Source organism: Streptomyces malaysiensis subsp. samsunensis (genome assembly GCF_024519315.1).
GTDB lineage: Bacteria > Actinomycetota > Actinomycetes > Streptomycetales > Streptomycetaceae > Streptomyces > Streptomyces malaysiensis.
In genome coordinates this window covers 40,966-65,928 of record NZ_JANIIC010000029.1, presented here as the reverse complement: position 1 = coordinate 65,928, position 24,963 = coordinate 40,966, and the positions used below count along the sequence as shown (strand labels likewise).

Annotated in this window: 22 protein-coding genes; 9 read left to right on the top strand and 13 right to left on the bottom strand. The window is 67.5% G+C overall.

The features are described from left to right. Window positions 1–110 precede the first annotated feature (110 nt). Both NQU54_RS24045 and NQU54_RS24040 read right to left on the bottom strand, forming a co-directional pair. The gene (locus NQU54_RS24045) at window positions 111–1,037 is read right to left on the bottom strand and encodes a glutamate cyclase domain-containing protein (protein WP_257632916.1); all 927 of its coding nucleotides are present in this window, start codon (window positions 1,035–1,037) and stop codon (window positions 111–113) included. A gap of 318 nt (window positions 1,038–1,355) precedes the next feature. Further along, a complete protein-coding gene (locus NQU54_RS24040) occupies window positions 1,356–2,204 on the bottom strand; it encodes a helix-turn-helix transcriptional regulator (protein ID WP_257632915.1) in 849 nt (282 codons plus the stop codon). A 145-nt stretch (window positions 2,205–2,349) separates the two neighbouring features. Here NQU54_RS24040 and NQU54_RS24035 point away from each other — a divergent pair, with 145 nt between their 5' ends. The 6 genes from NQU54_RS24035 (at window position 2,350) to NQU54_RS24010 (ending at window position 6,891) form a co-directional block, all read left to right on the top strand. Continuing rightward, the gene (locus NQU54_RS24035; RefSeq protein ID WP_257632914.1) at window positions 2,350–3,138 is read left to right on the top strand and encodes an SDR family oxidoreductase; all 789 of its coding nucleotides are present in this window, start codon (window positions 2,350–2,352) and stop codon (window positions 3,136–3,138) included. Between the two features lies 1 nt (window position 3,139). After that, the gene (locus NQU54_RS24030; protein ID WP_257632913.1) at window positions 3,140–3,574 is read left to right on the top strand and encodes an SRPBCC family protein; all 435 of its coding nucleotides are present in this window, start codon (window positions 3,140–3,142) and stop codon (window positions 3,572–3,574) included. Window positions 3,575–3,594: 20 nt separating this feature from the next. Beyond that, on the top strand, window positions 3,595–3,762 hold the full coding sequence (locus NQU54_RS24025; RefSeq protein ID WP_257632912.1) for an SDR family oxidoreductase: 168 nt from the start codon (window positions 3,595–3,597) through the stop codon (window positions 3,760–3,762). A gap of 443 nt (window positions 3,763–4,205) precedes the next feature. Further along, window positions 4,206–4,886 (top strand): serine hydrolase domain-containing protein, encoded by a 681-nt coding sequence (locus NQU54_RS24020; protein ID WP_257632911.1) that lies wholly within the window; start codon window positions 4,206–4,208, stop codon window positions 4,884–4,886. A gap of 14 nt (window positions 4,887–4,900) precedes the next feature. Next, window positions 4,901–5,506: a serine hydrolase domain-containing protein gene (locus NQU54_RS24015; protein WP_306279010.1), complete on the top strand. Its 606-nt coding sequence runs from the start codon at window positions 4,901–4,903 to the stop codon at window positions 5,504–5,506. 275 nt (window positions 5,507–5,781) lie between these two features. After that, on the top strand, window positions 5,782–6,891 hold the full coding sequence (locus tag NQU54_RS24010; protein ID WP_372506007.1) for a serine hydrolase domain-containing protein: 1,110 nt from the start codon (window positions 5,782–5,784) through the stop codon (window positions 6,889–6,891). A 106-nt stretch (window positions 6,892–6,997) separates the two neighbouring features. Here the strand turns inward: NQU54_RS24010 and NQU54_RS24005 are convergent, their stop codons facing one another. The 10 genes from NQU54_RS24005 to NQU54_RS23960 form a co-directional block, all read right to left on the bottom strand. After that, window positions 6,998–7,840 (bottom strand): MerR family transcriptional regulator, encoded by an 843-nt coding sequence (locus tag NQU54_RS24005; RefSeq protein ID WP_257632909.1) that lies wholly within the window; start codon window positions 7,838–7,840, stop codon window positions 6,998–7,000. Between the two features lie 145 nt (window positions 7,841–7,985). Continuing rightward, window positions 7,986–9,335, bottom strand: coding sequence for an MFS transporter (locus NQU54_RS24000; RefSeq protein WP_257632908.1), 1,350 nt, complete (start codon window positions 9,333–9,335; stop codon window positions 7,986–7,988). 342 nt (window positions 9,336–9,677) lie between these two features. After that, window positions 9,678–10,871: a cytochrome P450 gene (locus NQU54_RS23995; protein ID WP_257632907.1), complete on the bottom strand. Its 1,194-nt coding sequence runs from the start codon at window positions 10,869–10,871 to the stop codon at window positions 9,678–9,680. A 10-nt stretch (window positions 10,872–10,881) separates the two neighbouring features. Further along, window positions 10,882–11,799, bottom strand: coding sequence for a PDR/VanB family oxidoreductase (locus NQU54_RS23990; RefSeq protein WP_257632906.1), 918 nt, complete (start codon window positions 11,797–11,799; stop codon window positions 10,882–10,884). 284 nt (window positions 11,800–12,083) lie between these two features. Next, window positions 12,084–12,902 (bottom strand): SDR family NAD(P)-dependent oxidoreductase, encoded by an 819-nt coding sequence (locus NQU54_RS23985; RefSeq protein WP_257632905.1) that lies wholly within the window; start codon window positions 12,900–12,902, stop codon window positions 12,084–12,086. Window positions 12,903–12,974: 72 nt separating this feature from the next. Beyond that, complete coding sequence (locus tag NQU54_RS23980; protein ID WP_257632904.1) at window positions 12,975–13,763, bottom strand: SDR family NAD(P)-dependent oxidoreductase; 789 nt, start codon at window positions 13,761–13,763, stop codon at window positions 12,975–12,977. 286 nt (window positions 13,764–14,049) lie between these two features. Then, window positions 14,050–14,787, bottom strand: a complete 738-nt coding sequence (locus tag NQU54_RS49805; protein ID WP_257632903.1) for a TetR/AcrR family transcriptional regulator — start codon at window positions 14,785–14,787, stop codon at window positions 14,050–14,052. A 152-nt stretch (window positions 14,788–14,939) separates the two neighbouring features. After that, complete coding sequence (locus tag NQU54_RS23970) at window positions 14,940–16,190, bottom strand: alpha/beta fold hydrolase (RefSeq protein WP_257632902.1); 1,251 nt, start codon at window positions 16,188–16,190, stop codon at window positions 14,940–14,942. Next, window positions 16,187–16,432 carry a hypothetical protein gene (locus NQU54_RS23965; protein WP_257632901.1) on the bottom strand — a complete coding sequence of 82 codons (246 nt, stop codon included), beginning with the start codon at window positions 16,430–16,432 and terminating at the stop codon, window positions 16,187–16,189. Before NQU54_RS23965 ends, NQU54_RS23970 begins: the two co-directional genes overlap by 4 nt. After that, a complete protein-coding gene (locus NQU54_RS23960; RefSeq protein WP_257632900.1) occupies window positions 16,429–17,091 on the bottom strand; it encodes a VOC family protein in 663 nt (220 codons plus the stop codon). The genes NQU54_RS23965 and NQU54_RS23960 overlap by 4 nt, the downstream gene beginning before the upstream one ends. A gap of 272 nt (window positions 17,092–17,363) precedes the next feature. Between NQU54_RS23960 and NQU54_RS23955 the strand changes: the two genes are divergently transcribed. From NQU54_RS23955 to NQU54_RS23945, 3 genes are all read left to right on the top strand, one after another. Then, complete coding sequence (locus NQU54_RS23955; protein WP_257632899.1) at window positions 17,364–18,899, top strand: FAD-dependent monooxygenase; 1,536 nt, start codon at window positions 17,364–17,366, stop codon at window positions 18,897–18,899. 67 nt (window positions 18,900–18,966) lie between these two features. Then, window positions 18,967–20,649, top strand: a complete 1,683-nt coding sequence (locus tag NQU54_RS23950; protein ID WP_257632898.1) for an AMP-binding protein — start codon at window positions 18,967–18,969, stop codon at window positions 20,647–20,649. Window positions 20,650–20,808: 159 nt separating this feature from the next. Beyond that, a complete protein-coding gene (locus NQU54_RS23945; RefSeq protein ID WP_441005753.1) occupies window positions 20,809–23,289 on the top strand; it encodes an ATP-binding SpoIIE family protein phosphatase in 2,481 nt (826 codons plus the stop codon). On the opposite strand, the gene NQU54_RS23940 is transcribed toward NQU54_RS23945, so the two are convergent. Next, a complete protein-coding gene (locus NQU54_RS23940) occupies window positions 23,273–24,907 on the bottom strand; it encodes a long-chain fatty acid--CoA ligase (protein WP_257632897.1) in 1,635 nt (544 codons plus the stop codon). The two genes, NQU54_RS23945 and NQU54_RS23940, sit on opposite strands and share 17 nt — an antisense overlap. Window positions 24,908–24,963: the final 56 nt, after the last annotated feature.

Here is a 24,963-nt window from a genome sequence, read left to right as displayed (position 1 = left end):
GACGGGCGTCGCGTGAATAAGGACAATACGTGCTGTGCCTGTCATTACTTTCTCTGCTCTTTGCGTCGCACCGGGCACCGGCCCGCTGACAGCGGGCCGACATCGACCGGTCAGGTGTTTCGTGACAAAACGGCCATTATGGACTCGATGATCTCAATGTGGTCGCCGAGCGGAAGCCTGTCGATCGTCATCTGCAACTGGCCGAGCCGATCGACACGGCTGTCATCGATGGCCTGGCCGATGGTGACCGCCGCGATGAGGACGTCGTGCTCGGACTGCGCGTGGAAGTGCTTGAGCAGGTACGGGGCAAGATCGGGCCGCAGACTCGCGACCGCTCCGAGCAACCCGTAGGCACCCCAGTTGGCGACACCGGAGACGATCAGGTGGTCTGCGCCGGTCCGCGCGGCGACCAGGGCACCGTTCGGAATATCTTCCTCGACGATCTCCCGGGGCAGTACACCCATGCCGATCTCGTTGCCGCCGTCACCGATACCGATGGTGGTCCAGGGCGAGTTCCAGCCGTCGTCCTGGAACAGGTAGTCCAGCGGCGCGGTGTCGTCCGAGATGTCCCACCCGTGCTCGCGGTGCGCCCTCCCGTCGGCCCCCAGCGAGCAGCGCTCGATCGCGATGAGGTGGGTGAGCGGCTGCTCCGCCGACTCCAGACGTCCGCGAAGGCTCCGTACGGCGTCGGCGTCCACCGATACGACCTCGAGCGCGATCCTTCCCGGCAGGACACCGGTGACCGCCCATACCGCCTTGGCGCATGGCGCGTCGGTGATCACCGTGACGGGGATACCGGCCTCGATGAACCCCGCGGCGAGCTGACCCATGCCGTTCAGGCCGTCCGTCTCAGGTGACGGCGGTTCCGCGTGCCGGACGAAGAACCCGCACACGATGCCGATGTGCGGCGAGGGGTGGTCCGCTATCGACTGGGCGGCGCGCTCCAGATTCCCCTGCGCGAACGCGACCAGCCGGCTGATGTCGCGGCGCACCTTGCGTCCGACGATGCCTTCGATCTCGGTGATAGGCGTTGGCATTTGCCCTCCAAGGGGTGGCGTATACCTAACGTATATATGACCCCGGGGCGTGTCAACCACACTTCCGGGCCGGGCGGCGCGTGGCCGAACCGGCGGTAATCCGACCCGGCTGGTGCGCTGGGAGCCCGGCCTCGATACCTCGACATCCGATACCGTCCACAGCCACTCATGACGGGAGGAAACCGCAGTCCCCTGCCACACAGCGGTTACTGAGGAAGTTCGAGTCGGTGATCGTGAGGTCAGGCCGGTGAGGGGCGAAGCCGAAGGCGCGCTGGACCTGGGCGGGCGGCGGCGGTCAACCCTTGAGGAAGGTTCGCGTCACTCCGGAGAGGCGGTGAACCTCTGCGTGCCGATGGTGTTGAGCAGGCTCAGTGTGCGTGCGTCGGATGATCCCGGCTCGGCGGTGTAGACCACGATACGCAGGTCGCTGCCCTCGACGGTGAGGACGTCGCAGTCCAAGGTCATCGGCCCGACCTGTGGGTGGAGGATCGTCTTGCGCGTCGCCATGTGGCGCGCGACCGAGCCGTGCTGCCAGCGCTTGTCGAAGCGGGCGCTCACCTTGCGCAGATCGGTGATGAGAGTCCGCAGCGGCACATCGTCCGGGTAGCGGCCGACCGCGGCGCGCAGATCCGCGACGGCCGCGGTCTCGAAGGCGGCGTCCTCCTCGGGCGTGGCGACGACCCGGGAAGGCATGCCGGTGAAGTGCCGCCACAGGAGGTTGCGTTGGCGCGCCGGTTCACTGATCATCTCGCCGAGCAGGGCGGTGGCCATCGGGTTGGTGGCGACAAGCTGCCAGGCCGCGTCCAGGACGATGACGGGACTGTCGGCGAGCCGATCGATGATCCGATGGACCCCCGGGGTCATGTGCCGGGTCATGCCGTTGGTCCGCGGATCCGCGTGGCCGGCCAGACGGAACAAATGGGCGTTTTCATCATCGGTCAGTCGCAATGCCCGTGCCAGAGCCTCCAGCACTGAAGGGGACGGATTCCCCGCGCGTCCCTGCTCGAGGCGGGCGAGGTAGTCCACCGACACACCGGCGAGGTGTGCGACCTCTTCACGGCGTAGGCCGGGCGCGCGCCGCAGGCTGCCTGCCGACAGTCCCACGCTCACAGGGCTGAGACGGTCCCGCCAGTGACGCAGGCAACGCGCGAGCTCATTGCGATCCATGTATGCATCGTCGCCCAGAGACAGCGGGTGAGCATCGCCCTGTCAGTCCTAGGCAGAAGCGGTCTCTCGTACCGGCAGCGGCTGGAGGGCACGGTGATGTGGAGGCAGCCGCGATCCGCGGCCGCCATTCTCGAGGAGCGTCACCGTGAATCAATCCCATGGGACACGAGACCCTGGTGTCCGCCGCCTGGCCGGAAAGACCGCCCTGGTCACCGGGGCACCGCGTAGCATCGGCCGAGCCATCGCCGAGGCGCTCGCGGAGGAGGGGGCGAATATCGTCCTGCACTACCGCAGCCGGGAGACGGAGGCGCACGAAGCCGCGGAGGCGATCCGCAAGCGCGGTGTCGATGTGTTGTCGCTTTCCGCGGATCTCACTCGCAGCAGCAGTGTGCGGGAGCTGTTCGACCTGGCCATCGCACACTTCGGCGGCCTGGACATCGTGGTTGCCAACGCCGGCGTCACCTCGCGCCTGCAGCCAGTGGCCGAGGTCTCCGACGCCGAGTTCGACCGTGTGCTCGCCGTCAACACCCGCGCGGTCTTCTACGTACTGCGCGAAGCTGCCCGCCGGGTGTCCGACGGCGGTCGCATCATCAATATCTCCAGCAGCTCCACCCGGAGCGCGGGCGCCGGCTTCGGTGCCTACGCCACCAGCAAGAACGGTGCCAACGCCACCATCCGCACGCTGGCCAAGGAACTCTCCTCGCGGGGCATCACCGCTAACAGCATTCACTCCGGCGCCGTCGGGGACGGCTTCCTCGCCGCGGACAGCGGCGTCCTCAGTCCCGAGATGACGCAGTACGTCGCCGCCTCCGCGCCCGCCGGACGCCTTGGCGAACCGAGTGACATCGCACCCGTGGCACGATTCCTTGCCTTGCCGGAGGCCGAATGGATCAACGGACAGGCCCTTGTCGTCAACGGCGGAAGCTGGATCTGACGTGGATATCACGGTCGAGTACACCGCTGTCATCGACGGTGACCCGCAAGCGGTCTGGCAACTCCTGGCCGCCTTCGAGGACATGCGCTGGCACCCGCAGGTGAACGGTAGCCAGTTGGCGAGCGGCATATCAGGACGGGTCGGTGCCGTACGTGAACTGTCGCTCACGGACGGCAGCACGGTAACCGAGCGTCTTGACGAGCTGGATCACACCCGGATGACGCTGACCTACAGCTTCCAGGGAGACCCGCCCATCCCCGTCTCCACCTCCCGCACCACCATCTCGCTGCAGCCCGCCGACGGGCAGACGGCGATCACCTGGCAGGGCGATTACGGCGTCGCGGACAGTGACGCCGCGGCTCTCGTCACCCGCGTCAGCCGCGAGATGGTCTGGCCCGCGACCGCTCAGGCATTGAAGACCGTGCTCGGCCGCTGAGCTGGGTTTCGGGGGTTCGCTTGCTGCCCATCGAGCTCCAGGAGCACCTGGCCTCCATGGCCCCGATGAACCAGATCGCCCCTGCCGACGACATGGCCCGCGCCGCCCTGTTCCTGCTGTCCGACGAAAGCCGCTGGACCACCGGCGCCATCATCCCCGCCGAAGGCGGCCACCACATCGGACGCTGACCAACAGATGCTCGGGAAGCAGACTGGCCCGCGCCGCTCGTGGACCAGCAGCGGCGTCGGCACCCGGGATGGTGACGGGGCCGTGCGGGAGCGGACCACCCGGCACATCTGGTCCGTCTGCTCCGATAACCGCGTCGGTGAGCGTGGTGGCGACCGCGCAGGTACGCACCCCCTTCTCGGCAGTTCGGGCCGTGGCCCGGGGGCGGCGCCCTGACTACTCTGCTGAAGCCCTGAACCGGGGCGGGGTGGGGATAACCCCACCCCGAATGCTGCTGGTGGTCGGATCGCGGGGGCGGCCCACTGGCGACCAGAGTGATCACTGTTCGACGCCAGCCCAGCCTCGGACTTTATCCACTGCCGGCCCGGTCGGGCCATACCTCACCCCACGGAGACATCTCATGACTGAGCGAGCGCCGATATCGCGTCGCCGTCCGCGTGCAGCCTTGACGCTGACCTTGGCCACCTGCCTGACCGCGGCGGCCGCGGTCGGCGGGGCGTCCGGGGCGTCGGCCGTGCCGGTGCGGACCGAGGCGGCGCGGGCTGACACGTGGTCGGCCGATGCCGGTCACGTGGGCGCGGTAGCGGGGCGAGCGGACCAGTTGGCCACGCTGGTCCGGCAGACCGTGGACGCCGGTGTCCCGGGGGTGGCCGTGCGGATCGACGACGGTCATGGGCCTGCTGTCGAGTCCGCCGGGCAGGCCCCCTGGACCGTGGCTGACCACAAGCTCGCGGTGGACGACGAGTTTCGCATGGGTTCCAACACCAAGACGCTCGTGGCCACTTTGACCCTGCAACTCGTCGCCGAGCACCAGGTCAACCTGACCGACTCGGTGGAGAGTTGGCTGCCCGGCCTGGTCCCCGGCGGAGGCGCGATCACTTTACGCATGCTCCTCAACCACACGAGCGGTCTGTACGACTACACCGACGACCCCGCCGGCCTCGCCTCGGTCACCGGCCAGGACCAACGGCAGTGGACCCCCGAAGAACTGCTCGCCCTGGCCACCAGGCACCAGGCGCTGTTCACTCCCGGCAAGAAGTGGTCCTACAGCAACACCAACTACATCGCGCTCGGCATGGTGCTCGAGAAGGCCACGGGCCGTAGCGTGGCCGACCTGATCGACTAGGGTTCGTCCGGCCGCTGCGCCTGACCCACACCTACCTCGCCACCACTGCCGCCTGGCGGCCCGGCGACAACCGGACGTACGCGCACGGCTATGAACCCGACGCCGCTCATCTGGGCCCCCTGCTGCCTCCCGGCATGCCCCCGGGGACGTCCTTCGCGGGTCTGAGCCACGAAGACCACGTAGACACGACCGGGATCAACCCGAGCTGGGCCTGGGCCGCGGGGGCCGTCGTCTCCACCGCGGCCGACTGGGCGCGCTTCGACACCGCCTTGATGTCCGGAGAACTGCTGCCCCCGGCTCAGCTGAGGCAGATGCGCACGACCGTCCCGGAAGACCCCGCCGCGCCGGAGGCCACCAGGTACGGGCTGGGTCTGGAGGAGGTCCGCACCCCGTGCGGCACCGTATGGGGACACACCGGTGGCATCCCCGGCTACGCGAGCCAGAACTACACCGACAGCACCGGCCACCGCACCGTCGCCATCCTCACCTCGACCGTCTTCGGCCTCAGCGAACCGAAGGTCGCCGCCAGGTACCGGCCCCTGGTGGACGCCGCGGTCTGCCGCATGCTCGGCAAGCCTGTCCCCGGTACAGCCACGCAGAGCACGGCTTTGCCGGGCTGACGTACCCGAACGATCTGTCACATCACCCGCACCGCACGGAGCGCACGATCCGCCGCACCGTCGGCTACCACGCACCCTCACCCCCCACAGCAGCCGAAGGAGCCCCATGGCTCACCACGGCTCAACACCCGCCCTGCCCGGCAGGGCACCAGCAAGGAGTGTTCTTCGTGTCCCGTTATCGCCACGCTCCCCGGTCTGTTCACACCTCGTCGCCGTCCAGGCGCCGACGGGCAGCCACGACGACGGCCGCACTGGCGGTACTGGCCAGTCTCACCGTGGGCTGCGTGCCGTCAGCGTCGGCGTCCGGGGCTCATACCGACGAGCGTCACGACGTGGTGCGGCAGCGGATGGACCGCCTGGTGCGCGATGACGCGTTTCCCGCGGCCCTGGCCGCTGTCCGCGGCCGCGATGGCAGCACCCGTGACTACACCGTCGGCGTCGCCGACAGGAAAGACAAGACGAAGGTGCCGGCCGACGGGCGGGTACGCATCGGATCCACCACCAAGACCTTCACCGCCGTGGTCGTCCTGCAACTGGTCGGCGAAGGCCGCGTCGGCCTCGACGCGCCGATCGAGACGTACCTGCCGCGGCTCGTCCGGGGCGACGGCATCGACGGCCGCCACATCACGGTGCGGCAGCTGCTGCAGCACACCAGCGGCCTGCCCGACTACGTCGCGGCCATGGGCGGCGACTTCTTCAAGGGCCGGCACACCTACACCGAACCGCGCGACCTGCTCGACCTGGCGCTGGCCCAGAAGGCGAAGTTCGCCCCCGGCAGCAAGTGGGAGTACAGCAACACCAACTATCTCCTCGCGGGCCTGCTCATCCAGAAGGTCACCGGCCGCCCGGTGGCCGAGGAGATAACGCGGCGGGCCATCAAGCCCATCGGGCTGCGCCACACCTACTTCCCCGGCATCGGCGACCAGGACATCCGGGGACCTCACCCGCGGGGCTATCACGTGGTGAAGCCCGGCGATCCGCTGCGCGACATCACCGAGATGGACCCGTCCTGGGCATGGGCCGCCGGACAGATGATCGCCACCCCGAGCGACCTCAACCGCTTCTACTCCGCCCTGCTCGGCGGCAAGCTCCTCAAGCCGGCGCAGCTGAAGCAGATGCGCACCACCGTCCCGGCCTCCGCTCTCTGGCCCCGGGCCCGTTACGGACTCGGCCTGATCAGTACCCCACTGAGCTGCGGTGGCCTGGTCTGGGGCCACGGCGGTGACATCCCCGGCTACGAGACCCGCGGGGGCGCCACCGAAGACGGCCGCGCCGTCTCGGTCACCGTCACCGCGCTGCCCAGCGCCCTGCCCACCGACCAGGCCGGTCAGCAGACCGCCGCGGACCACGTAATCGACTTCGTCGACACTGCCCTCTGCGAGTAAGCCGCCCGCCCCGTCGGCGTCGGGTCCTCGCCCCGGTGGCGGCCGTTCGCGGTCGCCCCGGCTGTCGCCACCGGCGGTTGCCTGCCCGTCCAGTCAGCTCGTGAGGTCACCCGACCAGGTCGGTCTCGTCGAGCTTGCAGATCGCCGCGGTGGTTTCGACGCCGTCGTCGTGCAGCAGCTGACGCATATGGGAGATGTCGATGTAGGCGGCGTCGAGGGGATGCATGACCAGGCGTGAGAACGCAGTGCCGAACTTGGCCATCGAGCTCTTGCCCGGGATGAATATCGACAGCTCGTCCCGGGCTTCGAAGATCTGCACCTCAACGTCACCGGACAGAGCTGCAATCGCTTTCTCGTCCGCCGTGACGGGGATCTTCACCAGCCAGTGCGGCCCCTCGGCGGTGATGCCCTGCATCTTCTGCTCCGGGGTCTCGCTGGCCCAGGTTCGCCAAGGAGTCCCCGACACAACAGCTCCGCACGACTCCACGGTCTTGACCACATCCTGAACGGTGGCGGTAACGACGGCATCGGCTTCGTCCCAGTCGTACTGGTCACCCCCGGCCGACGGGCCGGGTACCAGCTTCGACACCACGGTCATCTCGGGTACATGGCGCAGGCGTGCCTCCGGCCACGAGTTGAAGAATTCTCGCGCGTCGCTGATCGCCTCGTCCTGGGCCTGCCGCTGGTGCTGCACCTCCGCACTGTGCTGCTGCAACAGGGCGGGTGCCGCGTCCGTCTTGTCGAGAGCACGCCGGACGAGCTTGACACTCATCCCCGTGCCGCGCAGGACCGTGATCAGCATGGCCTGTTCGACCTGCTCGAATGTGTACGAGCGGTAGCCGGTCCGCTCGTTGACGTCGGCTGGGACGAGCAAACCCTCGGAGTGGTAGAACCGCAGTGTCTGCGGTGACAGATGGCACATTTCGCTGAATTCGCCGATGGACAACATGGCGCCATGTTCGCCCTTACAGCAACTACAAGGTCAAGCGCCGAGGACGCGGCGCAGCGCACACAGCCTGCGTCCGGCGCGGGCACCTTGGCCCCGACTCCACCGAGCCGGGGCCATAACCGAGAGTCTCAGCGGCCTTCTGGACTCAGGCCAGGCTCTCAGCGAACTGGCGCTCCTCCTCCGCGTCGTGGTCGCGGCCCAGCCAGAGAGCCCCGGCGATCGTGACTGCGCAGGCGAGCGCGGTGTAGACCGCCAGGAGCAGCCATGTTCCCTGCCAGTTCAGCAAGGCCGCGAACACCAGCGGCGCCACGGCGCCGCCGAACGTGCTGCCGATCGCGAAGGCCAGCGAGCTGCCGCTCGCGCGAAGGCGGGGCGAGAACTGCTCAGTGATGAAGGCGCCCTGCGGTCCGTACATGAACGAATGCAGCCCCAACCCGACCACGATCCCGCCGACGAGGACCACGAACGAGCCGCTCAGAATGGCCGGCAGAAACACGAACGGCCATATGGCCGCGATCGCCGCGGCTACCGCGTACATCCGGCGGCGGTTGACGCGGTCGGACAGTGCCGCGGCGAGCGGGATGAGCGCGAGCTGGGTGGCTGAACCGACCAGTACCGCGATCAGTACTTGCGACGGCGTAAAGCCGGCCTCCTTCGTGCCGTACACGAGGCTGAACACGACGAACAGGGCGTACGTGACGTCCGGCCCCACCCGGGCACACGACGCGGCGATCAGGCCACGCCACTCGGTGGAGAGAACCTCACGGACGGGAGCGGACGGGCTCTCTCCCTTGTCGCGGATCGCGCGGAACACCGGCGTCTCCTCGAGCCGGAGCCTGATCAGCAGCCCGACCCCGACCAGGATCGCCGACGTCAGGAACCCGACTCGCCAGCCCCATGACAGGAAGGCGTCGTCTGACATCGACACCGTGAGCAGCGCCAGCATGCCGTTCGCCAGCAGATTGCCAGCCGGCGGACCTATTTGCGGGGCACAACACCAGAACCCACGCCGTTTCGGGTCGCCGAACTCGCTGGACAACAAGGGGGCCACCCCCAACTCGCCGCCGACGCCCACCCCCTGCGCGAACCGCAGCGACACCAGCAGGATCGGCGCGGCGATGCCGATCGTGCCGTACGTGGGCAGCAAGCCGATGACGAACGTGGCCACCCCGATCAACACCAGCGTCAGGACGATGACTTGTTTGCGTCCAACGACGTCACCGAGCCGCCCGAGCGCGAACGCCCCCAACGGGCGCGAGAGGTAGCCGACGGCATAGGTGGAGAACGCGAACAGCTCCGCGGCCGCGGAGCTGGAGTCGGGGAAGAACAGAACGGGGAACACGAGCGCCGCTGACGCGGAGTAGATCCCGAAGTCGTACCACTCCAGCGCGGTGCCGGACAGACTGGCCGCGAAGGCATTGGCGACCTGTCGGCGCTGCGGGGATGGCGGATTCACGGCTGTATCCGTGGAAGAGGAAAGCAGTTCTTCAGGCATGTTGTCTCCAGCCAAGCGAGGTATACGGAAGGTATATATGACTCGATGGCCAGGTCAAGGGCTCGTCGCCACCTGGCCGCCTCGCCGAAGAAACCACTACTCAGCGTTATATACGTTACGTATATGTCACTTTGGAAGGGTAAATATCAGCCATGATCACAGGCAAGGAAGGGGTCTCGGATTCGTTACTTCGCTGTGGATGCCCAGTCCGTCCGGGACCTGCGCGGCCGGCTCGCATCGGCACCGAGCCGCCGGTCCTCGGCGCCGAAGCGGTGCGGCTCGCCCGGATCCTGATGCGGTCCCACGCGGGGTATCTCGCGACGCTGTCCGGTTCTTGCGTGGTCAGCGCGGCATACGAACGGGCAGTTCGGTGGCACCCCGGAACATCCACCCGCGGACGATGATCTCGTGGTCGGGTTCGAGGCGGATACGGGGATGGCGAGCGAGCAACTCCTCCAGCGCGATGCGCGCGATCTGCGGCGCGAAGGCACTGCCCGAGCATGCGTGGCGGCCGGTGCCGAAAGCCAGATGACCATGCGCGGGCCGGTCGAGATCGTAAATCTCCGGTCGGCCGAACTCGGCCTCGTCGTGATTCGCCGAGCCGTAGCACAGCCACACCGTGTCGCCCTGCCGCAGCCGCACGTCGGCCAGTTCCACGTCTCGGTTGGGCACTCTGGAGGCCCCGCTGAACAGCGGCGACAACCAGCGCAGCCCCTCTGCGATGGCCTTCGGGAGCAAGGCTGGGTTCTCCACGACCCGGCTGAGTTGCTCGGGTCGGGTCGTCAGCCCCAGGAACGTGGACCCGCAAGCGTGGCCCGGTTCCTGGAGCCCTCCAAGCAGGATGATCAGCAGGGACGGCAGCATGTTCTCGATACTGCGTACCTCGCCATCAGGCATGCCGTCGTGCAGCCAGTGCGAGATCGCCGATTCGTCCGGCCAGCTGCGGAGCCGTTCGACCATGTCCCCGACAACTTCACGGATCTCCGCCGCGGCGGCGTCGCCTTCTTCGTACGCCTCGGGGTCGACCAGGCCGCGCGCTGCGGCATGGGACAAGCTGTGGAACCAGCGCTGGAGCCGATCGGTACTGATGTGGGTGAACCCGAATCGGTCCGCCACGCAGCGCACGCTGACCGGTTCGAAATAGTCGGCCAGCAGATCGACGAGTGTTCGCCCGGCCAACTCATCCAAACGAGCACGGGCCGCCGCCCGCACGGTGGTGTCCAGGGTCGGCTTGAAAGCACGCGGACGCAACGGCGGGTCGATCACTCGCCGCAGTTCGCTGTGCGTCTGCCCCTCCGCGCTCAGCACGTTGGGCTGACCGAATACGCGATCGTGGGCGGGACTCGTGCCGCCCCGGAAGTGCTCGGCGTCCTCGGCGATCTCGTGACAGTGACGCCAGGTGGTGGCGATCCACGCGTTGAGCGCCGGTACCCAGGCGACCGGCACCTCCTTGCGCAGCCGGGAGAGGACACGGTCCGCATCGGTTTCCAGCTCGGCCAAGGTCATGTTGTCCAGCCAGCCGACATCGACGGACATCGCCGTCCTCCTAGAGGTCGAGGGACAGGTAGGGGGTCAGGGAACGAGAGGTGCAGATCATCATCGCGTCGCCGGACGCGCGTTCGTCGGCGGAGAGCACGTCGTCGCGGTGATCGGGGATTCCCTCCAGTACCGCCGTTTCGCAGGTTCCGCACGTGCCGGTGCGGCAGGAGGACAGGACCTCGACGCCCGCCTCCTCGACCACTTCCAGGATCGACTTGTCCGGCGGAACCTTAAGGGTGCGGCCGGACTGCGCGAGGCGGACCTCGAACGCCTCACCCGTGGCAGGTCCCGCGGGCCGAAACCGTTCGAAGTGGACCGTGCTCCCCGGCTGCTCGTCGACGCGTTGCCGAACCGCGTTGAGCAACGGCTCCGGTCCACAGCAGTAGACCTGGGTGCCGTCCTCGGCACCGCACAGTGCCGCGGCCAAGGGAAGCAAGCCCTGCTCGTCCTCCGGGTACACGTGCACACGGTCGCCGTAGCGGGCCAGCTCGTCCAGGAATGCCATGGAGGCGCGACGCCGCCCTCCGTAGTAAAGCTGCCACTGGGCCCCCGAACGTTCCGCCTGCGACACCATGGGCAAGATCGGCGTGATGCCGATGCCGCCCGCGATGAAGACGTACCGACGGGCCGGCACGAGCGGGAAGTCGTTTCGGGGCCCGTCGATACGCAGTACCGACCCCGGGGCGACCATGTCGTGCAGATATCGCGATCCACGGCCGGCCGGCACTCGCAGCACGGCGACTCGCCAAACACCACTGTCCTCACCGCCGGTCAGCGAGTATTGACGGCTGAGCCCAGGTTCGAGCGCGATATCGACATGGGCGCCGGGGGTCCACGCCGGTAGGGGCCGGCCGTCGGGATCACTCAGCGTCAAGGCGACGACATTCTCGGCGATGCGTTGCTTACGGGTCACCAACAGGTGCATGAGCGGCCTCTCCAGTCCTATCGCGGCGTGACGACGACCGGAACTCTCTACCGGTCAGGCAGGAGCACGATCTCGATAGACCCGAGGTCATGGGAATCCCGCCCGGCGACGCGGATCGCCGTGACAGTGACAGCGCCCGGCGAACCGCGTCGAAGTCATACGAGAACACGCGCTGCAGTCCGGACTTCGGAAAACATCGGGGCGTCCAGGCGCAACGGCGTCACCGACGCGGCACTAGGCCGTCCATGGCATCGCGAACCGCGGTGAGGGGGGAGACAGGGGGCTCAGGCGTAGGCGCCGTGAAGCGCGCTCGGGTCGAGCAGGCCTTCGGCCTGGCGGCGGAGCATGTCCGCGACATCCGGTGTCGACGACAGCAGAAAGCGGTCCTCGCGCAGCCCCTCGACGTAGGCCCGGCCGATCTCCTCCGGCTGCTGGACGTCGTACGGCACCTTGTCCTCGATGGCTGCCGCACTGTCATCGCCCTGATTCACCGGGACGCCGTAGAACTTGATGGTGCTATCGAAATTCGTCGCGGTGTGGTCCGGAGCCAGCAGAGAAACCCCTACTCCTTGGGGCCGTAGCCACTCGGCGAGGCACTGCGTCAGACCGACGATGGCGTTCTTGGAGGTGATGTACGGCGCGGCCATCGGCGAGATCGGATGCCCGGCGACGACTCCGAGGCTCGATGTCGTGTTCACCACATGCCCGCGGCTCTTCTTCAAATGGGGCAGGAAGGCCATCACGCCGCGTACCTGGCTCAAGACGTTGAACCGCAGCACCCGCTCCCACTCCTCAAGTGGGATCTGGTCGGGAGCCCCGGCCACGCCGATACCCGCGTGATTATGCAGGAGATCCACTCGGCCGAACCGCTCGACCACCTGATCGGCCAACGCCTGCACATCACGGTCGCTTGTGACGTCGCAGCGAATACCGACCGACTCACGGCCCAGTGCGCGAATCTCCTCGGCAGCTTGTGCGGCGCCCTTGGCATCAATGTCCGCGATCACCACCGTACTGCCCTGGCGGGCGAGCCCGGCGGCGCACGCACGGCCGATCCCACCGGCTCCGGCGGTGATCACCGCTACCTTGTCAGCGAACTCCATGGGTACTCCTCGTCGTTGAGTGAGACAAAAGGTGATGGGTTATGAATCCGCATGCCTGAAGAAGAGGGCAAACTAGGGGACGACCAGTCCACCGTCTGCCAAGTAGGTCGCACCGGTGACAAAGGACGCGGCGTCGGAGAGCAGGAACACCGCTACATTGGCGATTTCCTGCGGGTCCGCGAGGCGGCCGATCGGGGTCTTGCCAACGATCATTTCCATTGTCTCGTCGTTACTGAGCCAGTCCAGCAGCATCCTTGTACGGGTCGCGCCGGGCGCGAGACAATTGACCCGGATGTTGCGGTCCGCGTAATCGAGCGCCGCGGCCTTGGTCAGTCCGACGATGCCATGCTTGCTGGCGATGTATGGAGAGAGGAATTTCTCGCCGATAACGCCCCCCACCGACGCCGTGTTGACGATGGCACCACCACCACTGGACAGCATGGCGCTGATCTCGTACTTGAGGCAGACGAACGTGCCACGCAGATTGACGTCCACCACCCGGTCGAAATCCTCGATGGTCAGTTCATGCAATGGTCCTTCGGCGTGCGCTCCGGCATTGTTGAAGGCGAGATCGAGGCGACCGTATTGGTCGACCGCCGCTTGTACGAGACCTTCCACCGAGTCCGGATCAGCGATGTCCACACAAACACCAGTCGCCTCACCTCCCGCCTTCTCGATCTCTTTCACGAGTGCGTCGAGTTCGTCCAGCGAACGCGCTCCACACACGACCGCGGCCCCTGCCGTGGCGAGGGTCCGCGCCGCGGCGGCTCCAATACCGCGACCGGCCCCCGCGACAATGGCGACACGGTCGCGCAGATCAACCTTGAGTTGAGTGGCTCCGGGTGCAAGCTCAGGATTCATGACGATCCTCTCGACGAGGCCATAAATTCGTCGCCAGCCAACGTCAACGCATTGATCCGGTGCATCCAGTGGGTGCTCAATATGCCGGCGCGCTCATCGACTGGCAGGACAGATAGGCCGCGCAATGTCCTTTACGGCATTCTCCGTACTGCGACCTTGCTCACACCGAACGGTAGGCCCAGCACATACATAAAGGCAATTATCATTTTCTCTATGCATGCTTAACCGATGCCTTATGTGCATCAGCACGCCGCCGACCGCCCCGTCGCGCGAAGGCCGGCGACGGCTACTGGTCGCTGATCAGGCGTTCGAGGTGATCGAGGTCCTCACGCAACATGGCGATCACGGCGCCCGGACTGTCGTCTCGCAGCTTCCGGTGGTCGGCGCGCTGTACGCCGGCCACCGCCATGTCCGCGAGGAGCTCGGACACGGTGTCGATGTCCACGCTACCGCCAGGGTGATACCACCATGCCACCCAATTGCACATGCCAAGGATGCCCAGCGCCGCGACGCGGGTGTCCACGGGGCGGAAACGTCCAGCCGTCACACCCTGGTCGAGGACGTTCACCACCGCGTCGAGTACCGCGTGCCGTGCATCGGCGTGGGCCTTGGCGACATCGGCGGGCAGCTCCGCCTCGGACTTGACGAGCAGCCGGAAGCGGTTGGCGTGAGTAGCGATACGGGTGGCCACCGTGCGGACCAGCATGCGGAGCTTGTCGGCCGCGTCCAGGTCGTCGCGGCCGCCGATCTCCTTCAGCGCCGCGGCCGGGGCCTGGACTACCTCTTCGACCAGCTTGGCGAGCAGCTCGTCCTTGCTCTTCACGTAGTAGTAGAGAGCAGGGCGCGTCAAGCTCATCGCGTCGGCGACGTCCTGAAGGCTGGTGCCCGCGAAACCACGTTCGGCAAACAGACGGGTAGCGTGCTCAAGGATCTCGTTTTCCACAAGCTCACGTCGAGATGTCCCTGAGCGTCCGGCCGGAGTCCGCGGGCCGCCGCTGCGGTCGCTGTTCGTCGCTTTGGGCACGGCGACAGCATAAACCGAGGCGAGCCCGGCGTGCGGCGATCACCCACGCACGGCTTTCAACGCGGCCGAAGGGCGCGTGCGCGCCTCGTCGGCGATGCCCTGCACCGGTACCCGCGATCCGGTGACTCAGAACTGGCCGGACCCGTGTCGGGTCAGCCGAGTGGGAACCGTGCCTCGAGCCATCTGCCGATCTCGGCAGCCGCAAGCGTGGCGCCGGTCGGTTCTCCCTTGGCGATCGGACCGCCGAAATGGGTTCCGGCAACCCGTACCGTCGTCACGTCGGACGCGCCCAACGCGGCAGACATCGCGGCGATGTCGGCCGGGAAGCACGCCTGGTCTCCGGACAACTCGACCAACAGGGTCGGCGCCACGACGCCGGGAGCGGCACGGAGGAAACCAGCGTTACTCGAGGTCGCTGACCACGTCGAAAGCCAGGCCTCCGCTGTGGCGATGCGCCCGAAACCGATGAGCCCGTAGTTGGTCACATCCGGGCGACGCCCGAAGAGGGAGCCGTACGGCCGGTCGTTCGGGTCCAGGGTGAGGTCGACACTGCGCAGATCCGCATCCGTGCGAAATACGGTGAGGATGCGCGGAGCCAGTGCCCGCCGCCGGTCCTCCGCGGCCCCGGTGCGACGGAAGCGCGCCCGCGCCTCTTCTGCCTCGGCCACCCGCTCACGCGCCATGGCGTCGATTCGGCGGATGCGTTCGAGTTGGGCTTCTCGGTAGCGCGCGACGAATTGCTCGGAGTAGGACGAAGACGCGGGCGGCTCGGCAAACCCGTTCGATGACGCATACGGGTTCAGGTCCTCATTCACCGAGAGCGGATCCTGCTCATCGGTGACCGAGGGGTCGATCAGCCGGGACAGCAGGACCCCCTGGCCAGGGTGCGGTGCCATGAACACCGCGCCATCCGGTGTCGGCAAGTCGGCCTTGTCGAGTCCCGTCGGACGGTCGGCGGCGGTCGTGGCCAACCGGCTGTGCGGCGGGAGACCGGCCTGCTCGTGATAGAAGGCGAACAGCGCTCCGCCTCCGGAGTGACCCAAGGTGACGACGTGCTCGAACCCACGCTCGCGCAAGAACAGTTGGCCCGCGGCCATGTCAAGCAGGGCTTGCTCGTGCACGAGCGCCAGATCGTTGTTCACCGATCGCGTTCCCTGGGTCCAGACGGCGGCCCCGCGGGCCAGCAGCTCCGCCACCAGCGGATGATGTGTAACGTCCTGACGTGGGTGAGCAAGGCAGACAACGGTCTGCGCACCGGGCACGCTCCGCAGTACGCCGTCGACCGTCGCACCATCGGCGGTTGTCAGCCGGTGCAGGCTCGTCACGGTCCCCACAGGCGGTTCGGCCGCGGTGAGGTAGCGCCCGGCGCCGAGCCGGGTGGAGCCCATGGCAGATTCGGTCATAGCGGGTCCGCCCGCAACGCGTCCTTGTCCCACTGGCTGATCACGCAGCCGGTGGTTCCGGCGATACACGAATACCAAACGGCGTGGCGCATCGCCGTGGCACGGCGGTCGATGACGATCGTGGCATCTGCCGACACCTCGAAATACGGGCCGCGCCGCTGGATCTTCACATCGTCGAGCTGTTCGGCCACCTTGATCGCCCCGGTGTTCTCAGGTACGTCGAGGAGGTAAAGAGCAATCACGAGACGCTCCCTGCCCGATCAGCGTGCTCGCGCCGCTCGGCCTCCCATGCCTCCGCGCGCGTGACGATCAGTTCCGCCTTCCGGGCAATCAGTGCGGCCATGCTCGGATCGGGGCCGGCGACGACATCGAGCAATGCCTCGATGGTGAGCTGCGCGTCGAGATCTTCCTGAGGAAGAACAGGCCGTAGCGCTCGAGTGATCTCGAACATGTAGCCGTTCGGATCGTGCGTGTAGATCGACTCTATCGTCTCGTGCTGTATCTGTAGCTCGACGGGCCACTCACTGGCGTCAAGGCGCCGCCGGTACTCGAGCAGATCCTCCTCGGTGTCGACATGAATGGCCAGGTGACGGGAGCGGACGAAGAAGTCGGGAACATCGGCCCCGAAACGGGCGTACACGTCCCCCTTCTCCGCCGGGTGTCCAGCGACGTCAGTGTCGAGACCGAAGTAGTAGAAGAACGCCAGCCGGTCATCGTTGCCGATATCGAAGAAGAAGTGGATGAAATCCGGGTGGCCTTCGGGGCCCCAACCGGCCGCGCAGATTGAGTGCACTACCGGGAAACCGAGGACATCGCGGTAGAACCGCACCGTGCCGGCCGGATCGAAGGTCGGGAACGCGGCATGGTCGACACCACGAACTACGTGGCGCAGTTGAGACATGGCTTCCTCCATCACACTCAGGCCGGGACAGTTGCGCCGGAGCCCAGCAGGCGGCCGGCACCGGGGAGTACGGGTGGCAGGTCCAGGGGGCGCAGCACGCTGTATGCGCCGGCCGTCGCCGCGGGCAGCACTGGCAGGCCGAATTCCGAACCGGGCACGACCAGTCCGACCCGGCGGATCCCCATTCCGTCCTCCCGCCATCCGCCCGTGTTGACATTCTCATTGAATATTCTACGCTTCCGTAAAAGCTGTCAAGTTGAGGAGGGCACAGAGTGGACGCGCGGCGGATAGCGGTGATCGGGGGCGGCCCGGGCGGGCTGTATGCGGCGCGTTTGATCAAGCTGGCATGCCCGTCCTGGGAGGTCACGGTCTACGAACGGAACGTGGACGGGCGGACCTTCGGATTCGGTGTGGGACTGACCCCCAGCACGCTGCGGAGCCTGGACGAGGCCGACCCCGACTCCGCCGCCGACATCCGTCGAGCCGGGCACGCCGGTCACGGGATGGAGATGCGTGTAGGGGCCGGTGTCCGGCTGCCCGGCGGGGGCAACGTCGCCATCGGGAGAGCCGTGCTCCTGGACATTCTCCGCATACACGCGGTGCGCGCGGGTGTCCGGATGGTGACCGCCCATGTGGACCTGCCCGATCTCGAGGCGGATCTCATCGTGGCCGCGGACGGTGTCCGCAGTGGTGTGCGTGAGAAGCTCGCGCCAGAGTTTCGTGCCCAGGTCGAGCTCGACGACGCGCTGTACCTCTGGGCGGCGACCGACTTCGCACTGGACCACGCCACTTTCGTACCGGCCCACACTCCGCACGGCGTTTTCGTCGTCCATGCCTATCCGTACGGGCCGGATCGCAGCACCTTCCTCGTCGAGACCGACGAGGCGACCTGGCGGAGAGCGGCACTCGATGTCGCCGACGCGCACACGGAAGAGGGCAGCTCCGACGAGCGGAGTCTGGAGTACCTGGCAGACGTCTTCTCCGACGTTCTCCTGGGACATCGGCTACTCGGAAACCGGACCCGGTGGCAGCGGTTCGCCACCGTGCGCTGCGGGCGCTGGTGCCACGACAACGTCGCGCTGCTCGGCGATGCCGCGCATACGGCGCACTACTCGATCGGCTCGGGCACCAAGCTGGCCCTCGAGGACGCCATCGCCCTCGCCCAGGCCCTCGTCGGCGAGGCTTCGATCGCTGCGGCGCTCGAACGATACGAAGCCATTCGCCGACCCTGGGTAGAGCGCTTCCAGGCGATCGCCGCCCGGAGCCACGTCTGGTGGAAGAACTTCCCCCGACGGCTCGATCTCACCCCCGCTCGCCTGATGACCTCATACATGACACGCGCCGGAAACGTCACGGTGGACCGTTTCGCCGAGTGGCATCCCGACGTGGTCGCCGACGCCGCCACCGCCTTCGGCGGTGAGGAACTCTCAGCCGAGACCGCCGCCGATCCGGCACAGCTCGCCAACGCCGTCCTCGGCAGTTCGATACCAGGCATAGGGCGAAGGGTGGTGGACTGCGAGGACCTCACGGCCTTCGCGGTACCGCTGGCCGAGTCCGTCACCGACCCGTGGGGTCCTGAAGGGGCACACGTCGTGGCCCGGGCCCGCGGCATGCTGGAGGCCGGCGCCCGGATGCTCTGGCTGACCGGCGACGGGGGGCGCCCCGCCGCGCTAAGCCGCTGCGATCTGGCCGAACGGCTGCGGCTCGACACAGGCGCCGTCGTCGGGGTCGACCTGCCCGCCTCTCTGGCGGCCGATGCCGTGGGTGCCCTGCTCGGAGCGCGCGCCGACCTCGTTCGCTTTCGTTGAAACCAGAGCTGCTCCGTTCCACGGCGGAGTTCACGGCACCATCATCGTCAGGTCCAAGGAGGGATCCATGACGCGCCACGGTCTTGTCACTCACCCTGCCGCCCTCGTCGAGCGATACCGGCGCGCGGGAGCCTGGAGCGACTCCACGCTGATCCAGCAGTGGCAGAAGATTGCGGACGCCTTTCCGCGGAAGGAGTCGGTAGTAGCGCCCGACGGCCGACTGACCTACGCCGAGCTCTCGGTCGCCGGCGACCGGATCGCAGCGGGTCTGCTCGACCTGGGGCTTGTACCCGGCGAGCGTGTCCTGTTCCAGACAACCAACAGCATCGGCGCGGTGCTGGCGTGGTTCGGGGTATTGAAGGCGGGACTGGTGCCGGTCTGCACTCTGGCCGCGCACCGGCACCATGAGATCGAGGCGATCGGACACCGGGCCGCCGCGGCAGCGCACCTGGTGGAAGTGTCGCCCAAGTTCGACATGCAGAGCTTCGCCGCCGAGATGGCCGAACGGGTCCCGAGCCTGCGCGTCCAGCTCACCGTCGCGGCCGAGCCGGGCACCGCCGGCGTGCGCATCGAGGACCTCGCCGGTGAAGGCGACCCCGCTGCCGCCCGCGAGCGCGTCGAGGCCGTGCAGGCGAGTCTGGACCCGGACGACGTTGCCGTTCTGCAACTGTCCGGAGGAACCACGGGGACCCCGAAGCTGATCCCCAGGCTGCACCACGAGTACTGGTGCAACGCGCGAGAATACGCGCGAACGCTCGGCTGGGACGCCGGCGCCCGCGTCGCGCACGTGCTCCCGATCGTGCACAACGCCGGCATCGTCTGCACGCTGCACGGCGCCCACAGCGTGGGCGCGACGGCACTGCTCCTCCCGCCCGTCGCCGATGTGATCCTGCCCGCCATGGCCGGCGAACGCATCACGGACATCATCGCCGCGACGCCCATGGCGGCATTCGCCGCGCCCATGGTGCAAAGCGCCACTCATCTCCGCCGGGTCATCATCTCGGGCTCGAAGCCGCCTGAGGGCATGTTCGAGGTCTTCGAAGGAGCCGAAATCTGGGTGGGCCAGCTGTATGGCATGGCTGAGGGCTTCTTCAGCGTGACCCCCCTGTCCGCCCCCCGGGCGGCTCGCCGCTACTCGGTCGGCGTCCCCCTCAGCCCACTGGACGAGGTCGTCGTCCTCGCCCCTGGTACGGAGACCGAAGTACCCGACGGCGAGATCGGCGAGTTGTGCGTCCGCGGCCCATACACCATCCGCGGATACTTCGACGCACGTTCCACCGAAGAGGCTGAGGAGACCGTTGCTCACAACGCTCGCGCCTTCACCTCGCAGGGCTTCTACCGCACCGGCGATCTGGGCATGACGCGGATCGAGGACGGTTACCGCTGTTATTCGATCGAGGGCCGGATCAAAGACGTCATCAACCGCGGCGGGGAGAAGATCAGCGTCGACGAACTCGAGGCACTCCTGGCCGGACACCCGGCGATCGCGGCCGTCGCCGTCGTGGCGATGCCTGACGCGCGGCTGGGTGAGAAGGCATGCGCCTACATCGTTCCCCAGCCAGGATCGCCGGTCGATCTTGCCGACATACAGCACTACTTCGCCCACCGCGGCGTAGCGAAGTTCAAGTGGCCGGAACGCGTCGAGAAGGTCGATGCCCTGCCACGTACGGCCGTCGGCAAGATCGACAAGAACGCGATGCGCGCCGACATCGCGACACGGCTCGCCACACCCGCGGCCACCACACCGTAAGCGCGAGTACGCGACGCGGCTGTTCGCCCAGCGAGGGTTCACCGACACCGGCGTGGACAACGGGAGCACACCGAGGGTCACCGGGCATGCGTGCCGAGTAGCGGTTCGCCCTGGCTTCGACGCGGCCCTGGACGCTCGGGGCCATTCGTCACGCAAGGGATGCCGTCCACCCATGGAGCATATGCAGCCAGATTGGACATAATGGACGCAGCGTTCTGGGCAGTAGCATCGCTAATGAGGAGCGAGATGAACGCCTTCAGCGATCATGAGCGAGGCGGAGCGTTCCCGTTCGGCGACGCGGCGGCCGCCCTGGTCGATGGCAACGGCATCGTACGGGGGTGGTCCCGAGCGGCCGCGCGGCTGCTGGACCGCTCACCCGCGGACGTGTGCGGTCACTCGCTCCGGCGGCTGCTCGTCCAGGAACCGGATCCGACGTGGGGGTCTGGAAGCGCGGGGCAGGCGCTGCTACGGCATGGTTCCGACCGCGCGGTGGAGGTCACCTTCGACGTGCTGCCGTTGGACGGCACGCCTCACCTTCTCGTCCTGGCTGCGCCCACGCACCGCGTCACCGGCTGGGAGCGGAACGAGGCCGTCCTGCGCGCGCTGCTGGTGCAGGACCGCGTGGGGATCGGCATCCATGACATGGACTTGGTTACCGTCCACAGCAACGTCACCCCCGAAATGTTCGGCGGGATCATGGTGGTCGACAGCCAACTGCACGAGATCATCTCTGACCCGGACGCTGCCGCGGCGCTGCGGCAGGTACTGGCCACCGGCATTCCGATGATCGATCGGAAGCAGCGCGTTCGGACCCCCCGCGGGCCCGGTAAGGAATGGTGCTTGTCGCTGTCGGCCTTCCGACTGCAGGATGCGAAGGGGCGCTCCACCGGCCTTGTCACCCTGTTCACCGACATCACCGAGCAGCAGCGCTCCAGCCACCACCTGGATCTGCGCCATGAAGCGGCAACACGGGTCGGCCGTTCCCTCGACGTTCTGCGCACAGCTCAGGACCTGGTGGATGTTCTCGTCCCGGCGCTCGGGGACCTGGCCTGGGTCAGCCTCGCCGAAGCCGTGCTCGACGGCGACGAGCCCCCGAAACTGGCCGGCCCGGGACAGTGGCACCTGCGCAGGGCCGCCGCGGCATCGGTCGGTCCCTGGCCACCAGGGCTCTGGCCCCCCGAACTCGGCGATGAACCCCCGATGCCGGACCTACCCGTCCTGCGCAGGGTCCAGCACGGCGAAACCGTGGTGGCATCGGACCGGGCGACCTTCATGGCCATGATTGAGTTCGACCCGCAACTGGCCGCGTTCTTGATTCCCGAGCACGGGCACTCGTTGGTGGCGGCACCTCTGTTCGCCCGAGGGCTCGTGCTCGGAGCCGTTGTGGTCTGGCGGACCAGCCGGCCTGAGCCATTTGACCAGGCGGACGCGGAGTTGCTGACGGAGATCGCTACCCGCGGTGCGCTGAGCGTCGACAATGCCCGCCGATACACGCGCGAGCACCGGGAAGCAGTCGTCCTGCAACAGCGCCTGCTTCCCCGCGCCGCCACGGACACTCCAGCGGCCGAAACCACCGGCTTCTACCGGCCCGCCGGAGGTGGGGCCGACATCAGCGGAGACTGGTTCGAAGCCATCCCTCTGCCGTCCCTGCGGGTCGCCCTCATCATCGGGGATGTGACCGGGCACGGGCTGCCGGCCACCGCCACGATGGGCCGCCTCCGGGCCGCCATCCACACTCTTGCCGACCTGGAAATGGAGCCGGACGAGCTCCTCACGCATGTCGACGACCTCGTCCAGCAACTCGGCAACGAGGCGCCTCAAGGACAGCAGGACACGGTCGGTGCGACCTGCCTTTACGTTGTCTACGACCCCGTCACCGGACGCTGCACGATGGCCAGCGCGGGCCATCCGCCACCCATCGTCGTCAGGCCCGATGGCACGGTGCGGGACATCGACGTCACCCCTGGGCCTCCCCTCGGGGTGGGGGGCATGCCCTTCGAGGTCGCCGAGACCCATGTGGGGCCCGGCTCCATCCTCGCTCTCTACACGGACGGGCTGGTCGAACATGGAGATCACGATCTCGCTGCCGGAATCCAGCAACTGACCGACGACCTGGCCGCCTTTGGTGGCCCTGGTCGAACCCTGGACGACATCGGCTGCTCCCTGCTCGCCGACACCGGCGATGCCCCGGCCCGGGACGACATCGCCCTGCTCCTGGCCCGCACCCGGGCGATCCCGTCGGACAACGTCGCGAGCTGGGAATTCGCCGCCGACCTGACCCAGGTGGCAAGCGCCAGGGAGGCCACCACCCGCCAGCTCGCGGCCTGGGGACTGGACGCGGAGGACGTCGCGTTCACCACCGAATTGCTGGTGAGTGAACTGATCACCAACGCCATCCGCTACGCCGGCGGGCCGGTGGGGCTGCGGCTCATCCGCGAGGACGTGTTGGTATGCGAGATCTCCGACCCCAGCAACACTCAGCCGCGGCTGCGCCGGGCTCGTACCACCGACGAGGGAGGTCGCGGCCTGTTCCTCGTAGCCCAGCTCGCGTCCCGCTGGGGCTGCCGGTACGGACATACCGGAAAGACCATCTGGACGGAACAGCCCCTTGGTGCTGCCGGCGCTAGGGCTGGACAGTGACGGAGAGCAGTCCGTCGGCGTGCAGGCGCCGAAGCTCCTTCTTGTCGAACTTGCCAACCGACGTACGCGGTACCTCCGTCACGAAGGCCCAGCGTTCCGGCAGCTGCCAGCGTGCGATACGGCTGCTGAGAAACTCCCGCAGTTCATGCGTCGTGACGTCATGGCCCGGCGCCACGACGACCACAGCCAGCGGCCGCTCGCCCCACCTGTCGTCGGGCACCCCGACCACGGCTGCCTCGGCGACCGCCGGGTGGCCCATGAGGTGATTCTCCAGTTCGACGGAGGAGATCCACTCGCCACCGGACTTGATGACGTCCTTGGCCCGGTCGGTGAGTGTCAGGTAACCGTCCGGCGAGATGCGTCCCACATCGCCGGTGCGCAGCCAGCCGGAGTCGAACTTGTCGGGGTCGGGTTCCCCGTCGCCGATATAGCTCGCCGTGATCCATGGGCCTCGTACCAGGAGCTCTCCCACCGATGCGTCGTCCCAGGGGAGTTCGGAGCCGGTGCCGTCGATGATTTTGGCTTCCACCGGTGCGAGGAAGCGGCCTTGGGTCAGCCGGTACGTGCGCTCGGTATCGCCGTGGGCAGTGGCCGGTGGCCGGGCGATGGTGCCCAGCGGCGACATCTCCGTCATTCCCCAGGCATGCAGCGTGGTCACGCCGTGCTCCTCGGCGAACGCCTGCATCAGGGACTCGGGCATGGCCGACCCGCCGACGACGGCTTCCTGCAAGGAGGACAGATCGGTCCCGGGTTGCTGGCGCGCGTACTGCAACAGGCCGCTCCATACGGTCGGGACGCCGGCCCCCTTGGTGGGACGAACCGTCTGGATGAACTCGGCCAGTGGTTCCGGCGAGAGGAACCGGTCGGGCATGGCCAGCGAGGAGCCGGTGAGGAAGGCCGCGTACGGCAGTCCCCAGGCCATGACATGAAACTGCGGGACGATGGCCAGTACCAGGTCCCGTTCCGAGAGTCCGAAGGCGTCCGGCAGTGAACTCGCCAGTGCGTGCAGGTAGACGGAACGATGGCTGTACACCACTCCCTTTGGGTCGCCGGTGGTGCCCGAGGTGTAGCACATGGCGGCCGGGGCGTTCTCGTCGATGTCGGGCCACGCGTAGGAGACGGGCGCGTTGGCGGTCAGTTCCTGATACGAGTGCACTGCGATGCCCAGGCCGTCCAGGGGCGAGAGGTCCGCCGGGCCATTGACGATGACGTGCTCGATGGCCTTGCTTCCCGGCAGAATGGACGCCAGGGTCCCGACCAGGGTGTGGTCGACGATCACGACCTTGTCCTGAGCGTGGTCGGCGATGTATTCCACCTGCTCGGGGAACAACCGGATGTTCAATGGGTGCACGATGGCCCCCATCGCCGGCACGGCGAAGTAGACCTCTGCGTGCTCCTGGTTGTTCCACATGAAGGTGGCCACGCGGTCGCCGCCGCGCACTCCAAGGCTGTGCAGGGCATGCGCCAGACGTGCGGCGTTCCGGCCTGTTTCGGCGAAGGTGGCGGACCGCGGGCCGTGCGGGCCCGCTGTGACGATCCGCGAGTCCCCATGGATGCGGGAACCGTGTTCGAGAAGTCTGCGGATCTGGAGCCCGACTCCCTGCATGGTGCTGTGCACTGCGTTTCTCCGATCGGCTTGGGGCCTGCACAGGGGGTTGGCCCGGAGACCATGGG

What these genes read in the sequence shown, in the direction of transcription:
- NQU54_RS23990 (WP_257632906.1), bottom strand. Translation starts at nt 11,799, where the DNA reads ATGCACCTGTTGGTGACCCGTAAGCAACGCATCGCCGAGAATGTCGTC.
- NQU54_RS23995 (WP_257632907.1), bottom strand. Translation starts at nt 10,871, where the DNA reads ATGTCCGTCGATGTCGGCTGGCTGGACAACATGACCTTGGCCGAGCTG.
- NQU54_RS23945 (WP_441005753.1), top strand. Translation starts at nt 20,809, where the DNA reads ATGCCGTCCACCCATGGAGCATATGCAGCCAGATTGGACATAATGGAC.
- NQU54_RS23960 (WP_257632900.1), bottom strand. Translation starts at nt 17,091, where the DNA reads ATGTCTCAACTGCGCCACGTAGTTCGTGGTGTCGACCATGCCGCGTTC.
- NQU54_RS23950 (WP_257632898.1), top strand. Translation starts at nt 18,967, where the DNA reads ATGACGCGCCACGGTCTTGTCACTCACCCTGCCGCCCTCGTCGAGCGA.
- NQU54_RS23980 (WP_257632904.1), bottom strand. Translation starts at nt 13,763, where the DNA reads ATGAATCCTGAGCTTGCACCCGGAGCCACTCAACTCAAGGTTGATCTG.
- NQU54_RS24040 (WP_257632915.1), bottom strand. Translation starts at nt 2,204, where the DNA reads ATGGATCGCAATGAGCTCGCGCGTTGCCTGCGTCACTGGCGGGACCGT.
- NQU54_RS24005 (WP_257632909.1), bottom strand. Translation starts at nt 7,840, where the DNA reads ATGTTGTCCATCGGCGAATTCAGCGAAATGTGCCATCTGTCACCGCAG.
- NQU54_RS24045 (WP_257632916.1), bottom strand. Translation starts at nt 1,037, where the DNA reads ATGCCAACGCCTATCACCGAGATCGAAGGCATCGTCGGACGCAAGGTG.
- NQU54_RS24000 (WP_257632908.1), bottom strand. Translation starts at nt 9,335, where the DNA reads ATGCCTGAAGAACTGCTTTCCTCTTCCACGGATACAGCCGTGAATCCG.
- NQU54_RS23985 (WP_257632905.1), bottom strand. Translation starts at nt 12,902, where the DNA reads ATGGAGTTCGCTGACAAGGTAGCGGTGATCACCGCCGGAGCCGGTGGG.
- NQU54_RS23970 (WP_257632902.1), bottom strand. Translation starts at nt 16,190, where the DNA reads ATGACCGAATCTGCCATGGGCTCCACCCGGCTCGGCGCCGGGCGCTAC.